At 74.0% G+C, this 2,114-nt stretch carries 2 protein-coding genes and 1 pseudogene; all 3 read left to right on the top strand.

All coding sequences use genetic code 11. The features are described from left to right. Positions 1–394: pseudogene (locus D471_RS33730) on the top strand (MFS transporter); the annotation flags it as partial. Between the two features lie 57 nt (positions 395–451). Then, positions 452–1,915: a PepSY-associated TM helix domain-containing protein gene (locus D471_RS0109910; protein WP_017598475.1), complete on the top strand. Its 1,464-nt coding sequence runs from the start codon at positions 452–454 to the stop codon at positions 1,913–1,915. A 16-nt stretch (positions 1,916–1,931) separates the two neighbouring features. Further along, on the top strand, positions 1,932–2,114 hold a 183-nt coding region (locus tag D471_RS33725), incomplete at its 3' end, for a hypothetical protein (protein ID WP_040689097.1).

The following is a 2,114-nucleotide window of genomic DNA, read 5'->3' as shown; positions in this document are numbered from 1 at the left end:
CGCCTCCCGGGGATGGGCGGCGCTGGCCGGTCTGGCGCTGTACGGGTTCGCGCCGCTGAGCCTGCTGTTCCCCGTGAGCCCGTGGACGGTGGTCGCCGCCTACGTGCTCGCGGGAATCGGGATCGAGCTGTTCAACGTGCCGTGGTTCACCGCCGCCCAGAGGGAGGTCGCGCCGGACAAGCTCGCCCGGGTCTCCTCACTCGACTTCCTCTTCTCCTACGGCCTGGCACCGGTCGGTCTGGCGCTGATCGCCCCGGCGACGCAGGCGTTCGGCACCGAGGCGGTACTCGCCGTGTGCGCGGCCCTGTGCTTCCTCGGGCCGGGCGCCGCCGCGCTCGCCCCCGGGGCCAAACATTTCGGCGCGGGAACCGGACAGGCCACGCGAACGACCTGAACAGGGAGAACAGCACCAGCATCGGCGCGACGCGCCGACGACGAGGAGAACGCCGCCATGGAACAGGCCGAAGGCACACCCCCCGAGGACGCGGCGGAACGGACGCGGCGCGGGGCATGGACGGCGCTCCGGCCGCTGGTCCTGCGGCTGCACTTCTACGCTGGGGTGTTCGTCGCCCCGTTCGTCCTGATCGCGGCGGTCACCGGACTGCTGTACGTGTGGACGCCGCAGATCGAGGACGCCGCCTACGCCGACCTGCTGCGCGTCGAACCCGCCGGGGAGACCCTGCCGCTCCACGAACAGGTGCGGGTGGCGCGGGAGGAGCTGCCGGACGCCGAACTCGACGCGGTGCGTCCGCCCACGACCGAGGAGGACGCCACGCGGGTGCTGTTCGACGTGCCCGGGTTGGGCTCGGGGCAGCGGGCGGCGGTGTTCGTCGACCCCTACGACGGTGACGTGCTCGGGGTGACCGAGTCCTACGGCGCCAGCGGGGCGCTGCCCGTGCGCACGTGGATCGAGGTGTTCCACCGGAACCTGCACCTGGGCGACGTCGGACGCCTGTACAGCGAACTCGCGGCGAGCTGGCTGTGGGTGGTCGCGCTGGGCGGCGTCGCGCTGTGGATCGCCCGGGTGCGGCGGTCGCGAGGCGGGGCGCGCCGTGCGCTGGTGCCCGGTTCGGGAACGTCCCGGGGGCGGGCGCGGTCGGTCTCGCTGCACGGCGCCACCGGTCTGTGGATCACGGTGGGCCTGCTGTTCCTGTCGGCGACCGGGATGACGTGGTCGCAGTACGCGGGCGGAAACATCGCCGACCTGCGGGAACGGATGTCCTGGACGACCCCGTCGGTGTCCGCGGAGGCCCCGCCCGCCTCACCCGGCGTGGATCTGGGCGTGGACGCCGTGTCGGCCAGCGCGCGGGACGCCGGTCTGGACGGCCCGATCGAGATCGCCTACCCCGAGACGCCCGCCTCGCCCTACGTGGTCCGGCAGCTCGACCGGCTCTGGCCGACGCGGGCGGACAGCGCGGCGATCGCGCCGGACACGGCGGAGGTCACCGACGTGGTGCGGTTCGCCGACTACCCGCTGATGGCCAAGTTCACCCGGTGGGGGATCGACGCCCACATGGGGCTGCTGTTCGGGGTGGCCAACCAGGTCGTGCTGACCGTGCTGACCGCGGGTCTGCTGGCCGTCGTCGGCTGGGGCTACCGGATGTGGTGGCAGCGGCGGCCCACGCGGTCGCGGGCGCTGGGGGTCGGCCGCCCCTACCCGCGCGGTGCCTTCCGGGCGCTGCCCCTGCCGCTGAAGGCGGTGACCGTGGTCGTGCTGGCGGCGGTCGGCTGGGCGGTGCCGCTGGTCGGGGTGTCGCTGCTGGTGTTCCTGGCCGTGGACGCCGTCCTCGGGTGGCGTGCGCGAAGGAGCGGCCCGGCGGGGGCGGACGCGGCGGATGCGGCGGTCGGGGCGGACGCGAAGGAGCGGACCCGCGAGCGGGATGAGACACTGACCGGGACCTCATATACCCCCTGACCGTATCGGAGCGCCGATGACCCCCGACCGCCTGGAGGAGACGAGGACGCCAGACCGGGTGGGCGGCACGACCGTGCTGCTGACCCTGGTCATGGCCTGGTCGATGCTGCCCCTGTTCACGGTGGCGGCGTTGGCGCCGCGGCTCGGCCCCGACCTGGGCACGGGACCGGCGGAGTTGGGACTCGCGGTCGGCGCCGGG

The sequence above is a fragment of the Nocardiopsis lucentensis DSM 44048 genome (genome assembly GCF_000341125.1).
Taxonomy (GTDB): domain Bacteria; phylum Actinomycetota; class Actinomycetes; order Streptosporangiales; family Streptosporangiaceae; genus Nocardiopsis; species Nocardiopsis lucentensis.
This window is presented reverse-complemented; position numbering and strand designations above follow the sequence as displayed.

Coding starts and splice junctions, on each gene's coding strand:
- D471_RS0109910 (WP_017598475.1), top strand. CDS start 452: ATGGAACAGGCCGAAGGCACACCCCCCGAGGACGCGGCGGAACGGACG.